Here is a 7,273-nt window from a genome sequence, read left to right as displayed (position 1 = left end):
GCCCTCCAGGAGCTGGTCCAGCGTCAGGCGGATCAGGTGCTGACCTACCGCATGGTGGGGGAAGAGGGACCCGACCACGCCAAGACCTTCGCGGCGGAGGTGCTTTTGAACGGGAAGCCCATCGGTTCCGGCTCCGGCCACAGCAAGAAGGAGGCGGAACAGGCCGCCGCCAGAAGCGCGCTGGAGCGCCTGCATGAATAAGGCCCCGCGCTTTGACTTCGATGGAATGAACGCGAACCCCCGGCGGGATTCCGCCGGGGGTTTTTGCGTCCGGGACACGTCAGGAGAGAAGGGCGTTGATCTCCTCGATCTCCAAATCCTGAAGGGCCCAGTTGACGCCGTAGCCCACCACCTTGCTCAGGTCCCGGACCTGCTGGTCCACGTCCCGGGTGGTCACCATCAAGGGCTGTCTGCCGTGGCGGAGACGGGTCTCGTCCAGCTCGGCGATGCCCGCCTCCTCCAGAAGGTCCGCCGCCAGGGTGGCCGCGTCCACCACCGTGGGGACGCCCACGGAGAAAACCGGCACGCCCAGGGTCTCCCGGTTCAGGGCCGCCCGGTGGTTGCCCACGCCGGAGCCGGGGACAATGCCGGTGTCGGTGAGCTGGACGGTGGCGCACATCCGGTTCACCCGCCGGGCGGCCAGGGCGTCAATGGCGATGACCAGGGAGGGCTTGACCTGCTCCACCAGACCCCGGACGGACTCGGCGGACTCCACGCCGGTGGTGCCCAGCACCCCGGCCCGGAACACCGCCACCGGGCGGAACCCGGCGAAGTGCTTGGGCATGGCGGTGATCAGGTGCCGGGTGACCAGCACGCTGTCCGCCGCCAGGGGACCGATGGAGTCCGGGGTCATGGCGGCGTTGCCAAGCCCCACCACCAGCGCCGGACCCTCGGCGGGGAGCATGGCTTTCAGCTGGCTGCCCACCGCCCGGACAGCCCGCTCAAAAAAATCCGCTTTCCGCTGCCAGAAGCTGGAGAGATCAATGGTCAGATAGCTGCCCCGGGGCTTGCCCAGGGCCTCCTCTCCCCGGTGGTTCAGAATGTCTACCCGGGTAATGGGATATCCCTCCTCCCGGGACTTCGTGGCTTTGACGCCGGAGAGCCGGGTGGTTTTCTCCGCGGATTCCTGCCAGAGCTCCCTGGCCTCCAGGGCCAGGTCTGTGCGCTTTGCAAACATAGGGCCGCCTCCTGACAAAGAGCCCGAGGGCTCGTAAATTTCCGTTTCTATGATTTGCGGAAGGCGGCGGAATATGCGGAAAAAATCAAACGACCGGCAGGTCCACCACAAAGATGCGGCGGCTTATGGCGTACTCCATGGTATAGCGGGTGCCGCCGGGCGTCCCGTCAAAGACGGCGATGAGCAGCGAGGCGTGGTCCACCATGTAACGGTCCCGCCGCTGCATGCAGTAAGGGGTGTACCTGTTGGAAACCAGAGTCTCAAAGTCACAGGCGTCCAGCAGGCGGCGGTAGCGCGCCCGCTGCTCTGGGGGCCAGCCGTCCGCCTGGGTGGGGCAGGGCACGGCGGCCTCCACGGTGATGTCCGGATGGACCGCCCGGAGGGCCAGAACGCATTCGCAGAAATAGAGGTCGCAGCCCAGGGCCATGCCGCAGAGAAAGTGGCGGTAGCCCTCCTCATAGGCGGCCTCCGCCGCGTCGGCGATGCGGCGCTTCAGGGCGGCGCAGCGGGGGTCCGCCTCGTTGTACCGCCAGGGAAGCTTTCCGGGGCGGTGGCCGGTGAAGCAGCAGCTGATCTGTCTGGAGCGCATGGGAGCCTCCTTTCCTCCTGGAGAGATGTTTCCAGTATAGAACATTCGTTCTGAAATGTAAAGCCTTTTCTTTTGCCGCCGGGTGCGGTATAATAAAAGCCACGGCGTCTGCCGCCGTGGGAAGGAGAGACCGGAATGCTTTACTCCACCTTGTGCTATCTGGAGCGGGGGGACGCGTACCTGATGCTCCACCGGGTGAAAAAAGACCATGACGTGAACCAGGGGAAATGGATTGGCGTGGGCGGCAAATTCCAGGACGGAGAGAGCCCGGAGGACTGCATTCTCCGGGAGTGCCGGGAGGAGACCGGCCTGACCCTGACCGAATACCGCTACCGGGGGCTGGTGACCTTTGTCTCCAACCAGGCCCCCACGGAGTACATGCACCTCTTCACCGCCTCCGCCTGGACGGGGACCCCTCACGCGTGCAGCGAGGGGGAGCTGGCCTGGATTAAGAAGGCGGACCTCCTCTCCCTGCCTTTGTGGGAGGGGGACAAGCTCTTCCTCCGGCTGCTGGACGAGGACGCCCCCTTCTTCTCCCTGAAGCTCCGCTATGAGGGGGAACGGCTGGTCCAGGCGGCGCTGAATGGAAAGCCCTTGCATTTTTCCTGAAATTTGGTATAGTGGGGAGCGGGGCCGCCGCAGAAAAAGAGCGGAGCCGAAGCTCCGCCCTTTTTGAGGCTAGGATGTTTCCTGTTTGGGAAGACTGATTTACAGCGGCTCCTTCCGCTTGGGGGAGTTGATGGCGAACAGCCAGGAGGCCAGCAGGATTACCGCGCCGATGACATAGCCGATATAGTAGACGCTCTGGCCCTGGGTTTCCGCGTCCATGGTGAAGAAATCGCCGATCTGGCCGCCCAGGATGAAGGCCATGGCAATGGGAACAATGAACTTCAGGCAGATGTCCATGAAGGTGTTCAGCCAGTGAATCTGCTCCGCGCCGTGGTGAATCTCGTCGGTGATGGGCTTGGTCCGCAGTTCCCAGCCGATCATGATGCTCATAATCAGCGCGCCGGCGGGCATGGCCAGACCCTCGGACAGGGCATCCATGAAGTCCAGCCAGCAGTCGTTCCAGGGGCCGATGCCAATCATCTTCTGGAAAGGTACCCACACGCCGTTGCTGCCCAGGCCATCCACGGCCACCAGGGCGGCTTCCACCATGATGGCCACGCACACCCAGAACACGATCTTGGACCGGTTGCCCTGCTTGCCCTTGCTCTCCGCGTGGTCCAGCAGGAAGGTGACCACCACCTCGATCAGGGCGATGGCGGAGGAGATGGCGGCCACCAGCACGAACAGGTAGAAGATCACGCCGAACAGGGGGCCGATGGCGCCCATGGCCTGGAACACGTCTTGAAGGGTGATGAACAGCAGCTTGGGGCCGCTGAGGGTGGCGCTGGGTCCGTAAGTCGCCACGGCGGCGGGGATGACGGCGATGCCCGCCATGATGGCAACCAGCGTGTCCGCGAAGACCACCACCACGGAGTTCTTCACAATGTTCTGCTCCTTTTTCATATAGGAGCCGTAGGTGATGGTGATGCCCATGGCTAGGGACAGGGAGAAGAACATCTGCCCGCCAGCGGTAGCCAGCACGGAGATGAAGCTGGGAGCGGACTCAATGAAGCCCGCCTGCACCGCGTAGCCGGGGAGGAACATGAATTTCAGGCCCTCCGCCGCGCCGGGCAGGGTGACGGAACGGATGATGATGATGACCAGCATCACGAAGAGGGCCGGCATGCCCACGTTGTTGAACTTCTCAATGCCGCCGGCGATGCCGCCCCGGTTGATGAGGTAGCAGATGATCATAAACAGGAAGGTGAACATGACGCAGCCGAAGGGATTGGTCAGCATGGCGCTGAACAGGTCCGCCCCGGTTTTGATCTCTGCACCGGCGAAAGCCAGGTTGCTCAGGTTCAGGGACATATACTCGATGCAGTAGCCGCCCAGAACCGTGTAGAAGCTCAAAATGACGAAGGGGGAGAACACCGCCAGCCAGCCCACCCACTTAAAGCGCGTGGACAGGGCGTGGTATGCGCCGATGGTGCCCTTGCCGGTTTTCCGGCCCATAGCCAGCTCGCTCATCATAATGCTGAAGCCCACGAAAATGGCCAGCAGCACATAGACGACCAGGAAGGCGAAACCGCCGGACTTGCCCATTTTGTAGGGGAATCCCCAGATGTTGCCCAGGCCCACGGCGGAGCCGATGGCGGCCAATAGGAAGCCTAAGTTACTTCCCCACGAACCTCTCTCATTTTCCACAAAAATACCTCCTCTTATCGGTAATTATTAACAAATATACTATATGCAAATCCATTCGTCAAGGAAAATTACAAAAAAAATTTACAAAATGTTTTTAATAGATGGAAAGTTGTCCGTTTCACGCTTTGATGCGGTGTGGTTTTCTATACAATTATTAAAGAACAGGACTAAGGATGGGACTTATGCAACAATTTAAACCAGTGACAAAACAGGACGGCGCGAAGCTACGGCGCTACTACAAGGATTGTAATTACGGCCTTTGCGAATACTCCCTGGGCACGAAGCTCATGTGGAAAAAGACGCTCCACCCCGCCTGGGCGGAGATTGCGGGCTGTCTGGTGGTCCGGAACCGGGACGCCAATGGATGGAACTTTGACTACCCCGTTCCCGGCCCGGAGGGGGACGTGGACGCGGCCCTGCGGGCTATCGAGGCGTACTGCCTGGAGGCGGGGCAGCTGCCGGTAATCTCCATGGTGCCGGAGCACAAGGCGGGGGAGCTGCTGAGCCGCTACCCCTATGTCCGGGTCAGCGACATCCGCACCTGGCGGGACTATGTCTATTACCGGGAGGACCTTCAGTACTTCACCGGCCGGCGCTATTCCGGCCAGCGCAACCACATCAAAAAATTCCGGGCCCAGTGGCCGGAGGCTGAGGTCCGGCCCCTGACCGCCGCCAGCGCGGACGCCGTGGAGCGGTTCTGGAGGGACTACGAGGCGGAGTTCCCCAAGGGGGACAACGCCAAGGCCCGGGATGAACTGGCCCTGGCCAAGAAGATGCTGAAGCTGGCGGGAAAGCCCTGGTTTGTGGCCGGGGGAATGTTCGACGGGGACAAGCTCATCGCCCTGGCCCTGGCGGAGCGCTGCGGGGATACCCTCATCATCCATATTGAGAAGGCGCTGTACTCCTACACCGGAGTCTATCCCGCCTTTGTCCAGGCGTTTGCCCTGGCCTTCGGGGGGAACTGCCAGTGGATTGACCGGGAGGATGACGCGGCGGACAAGGGCCTTCGCACCTCTAAGCTCCAGTACGGCCCCGCCAAGCTGGCCTCCAAGTACCGCTTTGAGCCCATGAACGAGCTGATGCGCCACATCACGGAGATTCCCAAGGTGGAGACGGCACGGCTGACCCTCTCGGCCCTGACGGAGAAGGATATCCCCGCGTACAACGCCCTGGTGCTGGACCAGGAGCGAAACCGCTGGTGGGGCTATGACGACGTGGGAGGTCTGGGAGGCCCGGTGGAGGAGCGGAGCTTCTTCGACGTGGCGAAGCGGGACTTCGAGAACCATCTGGCGGTGAACTTCGCCGTCCGGCTGGAGGGGAAGCTCATTGGCGAGGCGGTGCTGTACAATTTCGACTGCCGGGGCGGCGCGGAGCTGGGCTGCCGCATTGACCGGGCTTACGCCGGAAACGGCTACGGCGTGGAGGCGTTCACGGCGGCGGCGGAGTGGGGGCTTTACAAGCTCCACCTGGGCCGGGTGTTCGCCAAGTGCTTCAAGGAGAACGAGGCGTCCTTCAAAATGCTCTCCGCCTGTATGCGGCGGAACGGGGAGGACGGCGCCTTCTTTTATTTCGAGAAACTGGTATAACAAAAAGCGTCCCCGGCGGTATCGCCGGGGACATTTCTATGGATAGACAGGCGCTTAATAGAACGCTTTGATGTACGCCTCCACGTCGGCCCGGGTTCCCATATAGGGTCCGGGAGTCTCCATTTTCAAGGAGACCAGCGCCGTGGCGGTTTGGAGAGCCGTCGGGATATCCTGGGTCAGCCGCTCGTTGATGTAGCAGGCGAAGGTGGTGTCTCCCCGGCCCGTCCGGCCCCCCAGGCTCCGGGCCTTGATGGGGCAGGTATAGATTTCCTTGCCGTCGTAGACCAGCACCTCCGTGTTGTGGGTGATGAGGACTTCCTTGGCGCCCCAGCCGTAGAGGACCTTGGCGGCCTCCGTCCGGTCGGTGAGTCCGGTGAGAATCTCCGCCTCGGCGGCGTCGGTCTTCAGGAAGCGGACGCAGGGGAGCAGGTCCTTCTTGGCCGCCCAGTCCCGGTAGACCATGCCGCCGTTCTCCTCCCAGCGGAGCATGCACTGCACGTCAATGGCCAGCATAGCCTTTTGGGCGGCAAAGGGCAGGAATTCGTCGGGAATGTCGCCGCCCACCAAACCGGCCAGGTGCCAGATCTTCGCGTCGATCTCCTCCGGGACCTCCTGGGGCCGGTAGGGATCGATCTTGCTGTCCACGGTGGAGGTCCGCCGTTCCCGGTCCGGGGTGTGGTAGACGTTTTTGGTGACGAAGGAATGGGTGCTGTGGAGGGGGAACACCGTCACGTTGGGCGCGGCGGCGAAGGCGGCCCTCAGGTCCACCTGGGCGGTGTCCGCCTTGGGCAAAACGGCGGTCTTGTGGCCCATGTTGGCGGCGGCGAAGCCGGAATAGTACACCGCGCCGCCGATGGCCTGGACGGTGGTTCCGTCATAGTCCACATTGGTGTCCTGGGCAATTTCCCCGATGATTAACGTGTTGAACTGGCTCATGCTTTTTCCTCCCCGCGAATGGCCTCGTCGGCCTCTACGAACTCCTGGAACGACGGGCTCCAAAGGCGGAACCTGCGGCTTTCGATGATGCGCTTATAGGCGAAGGAGTCCTGAACCCGCTCGGGCAGGATTACGGCGGTCCGGGCCTCGTCCCCGTCCCGGTGGGTGTCGGACCCGGCCAGACGGTAGTACTCCGGGTGGCGGCGGCAGAGCTCCAGCGCCTTGTCGTTGTTGTTCTCGTGGCGGGGGTTCCCGTTGATGATCTCCGCGCCGTGGACGGCGGTTTCCTGCACCGGGGCGCTGCCCTTGCGGAAGGGATGGGCGTGGATGATGAGGACCTGATCGTGGTACTTGTCGAAAAACTCCTGGGCGCTCATGCAGCAGATATAGGGGTTGGAGCGGAGCCACTGCTCGTCAATGCCGTAGACCAGATAGTCGTTGTCGTTTTCCGGGAAGCGGAGCTCCGCGCCCAGGATGACATCCAGTCCCACCTCGTCGCCCCGCTTCTTGGAGGCGTGATAGCCGCCCAGGTAGTGGTCCATGACCTTGTCCCAGTTGTGCTCCGTGTCGATGCGGGAGAGGTACTCAGGATGCAGATGGTCCGTGACCACCAGGCCGGTGAAGCCGCTGCGGACGTAGCGGTCCACCACGTCGGCGGCGAACAGGTGGCCGCAGCGGCTGGTTTCGGCGGTGTGGGTGTGGGGGTCGTAGCGATAACCGTTCATTGTG

General features: G+C 62.5%; 8 protein-coding genes. 3 read left to right on the top strand and 5 right to left on the bottom strand.

Features of this window, described 5'->3' with window-relative positions; translation table 11 throughout:
- Nucleotides 1-201: putative dsRNA-binding protein (locus QZ329_RS07990; protein WP_295750800.1), on the top strand; the 201-nt coding region annotated here is incomplete at its 5' end.
- Nucleotides 202-280: 79 nt separating this feature from the next.
- Here QZ329_RS07990 and gpr read toward each other — a convergent pair.
- Nucleotides 281-1,177 carry a GPR endopeptidase gene (gene gpr, locus QZ329_RS07985; protein WP_295750797.1) on the bottom strand — a complete coding sequence of 299 codons (897 nt, stop codon included), beginning with the start codon at nt 1,175-1,177 and terminating at the stop codon, nt 281-283.
- Nucleotides 1,178-1,262: 85 nt separating this feature from the next.
- The gene (locus QZ329_RS07980) at nt 1,263-1,766 is read right to left on the bottom strand and encodes an SLOG family protein (RefSeq protein WP_295750794.1); all 504 of its coding nucleotides are present in this window, start codon (nt 1,764-1,766) and stop codon (nt 1,263-1,265) included.
- A 135-nt stretch (nt 1,767-1,901) separates the two neighbouring features.
- Here QZ329_RS07980 and QZ329_RS07975 point away from each other — a divergent pair, with 135 nt between their 5' ends.
- The gene (locus QZ329_RS07975; RefSeq protein WP_295750791.1) at nt 1,902-2,375 is read left to right on the top strand and encodes an 8-oxo-dGTP diphosphatase; all 474 of its coding nucleotides are present in this window, start codon (nt 1,902-1,904) and stop codon (nt 2,373-2,375) included.
- Nucleotides 2,376-2,474: 99 nt separating this feature from the next.
- Here QZ329_RS07975 and QZ329_RS07970 read toward each other — a convergent pair whose 3' ends face one another.
- On the bottom strand, nt 2,475-4,022 hold the full coding sequence (locus tag QZ329_RS07970) for a sodium-dependent transporter (protein WP_295750788.1): 1,548 nt from the start codon (nt 4,020-4,022) through the stop codon (nt 2,475-2,477).
- A gap of 182 nt (nt 4,023-4,204) precedes the next feature.
- On the opposite strand from QZ329_RS07970, the gene QZ329_RS07965 reads away from it, so the two are divergent.
- Entirely contained in the window at nt 4,205-5,608 is a 1,404-nt protein-coding gene (locus QZ329_RS07965; protein WP_295750785.1) for a GNAT family N-acetyltransferase, read from the top strand.
- A gap of 54 nt (nt 5,609-5,662) precedes the next feature.
- On the opposite strand, the gene QZ329_RS07960 is transcribed toward QZ329_RS07965, so the two are convergent.
- Entirely contained in the window at nt 5,663-6,544 is an 882-nt protein-coding gene (locus QZ329_RS07960; protein ID WP_295750782.1) for a PfkB family carbohydrate kinase, read from the bottom strand.
- Nucleotides 6,541-7,269, bottom strand: a complete 729-nt coding sequence (locus tag QZ329_RS07955; RefSeq protein WP_295750779.1) for a transposase — start codon at nt 7,267-7,269, stop codon at nt 6,541-6,543. Before QZ329_RS07955 ends, QZ329_RS07960 begins: the two co-directional genes overlap by 4 nt.
- Nucleotides 7,270-7,273: the final 4 nt, after the last annotated feature.

This window comes from uncultured Oscillibacter sp., assembly GCF_910579365.1.
GTDB lineage: Bacteria > Bacillota > Clostridia > Oscillospirales > Oscillospiraceae > Oscillibacter.
The sequence above is the reverse complement of the archived record's forward strand: the minus strand, read 5'-3'. Positions and strand labels throughout refer to the sequence as shown.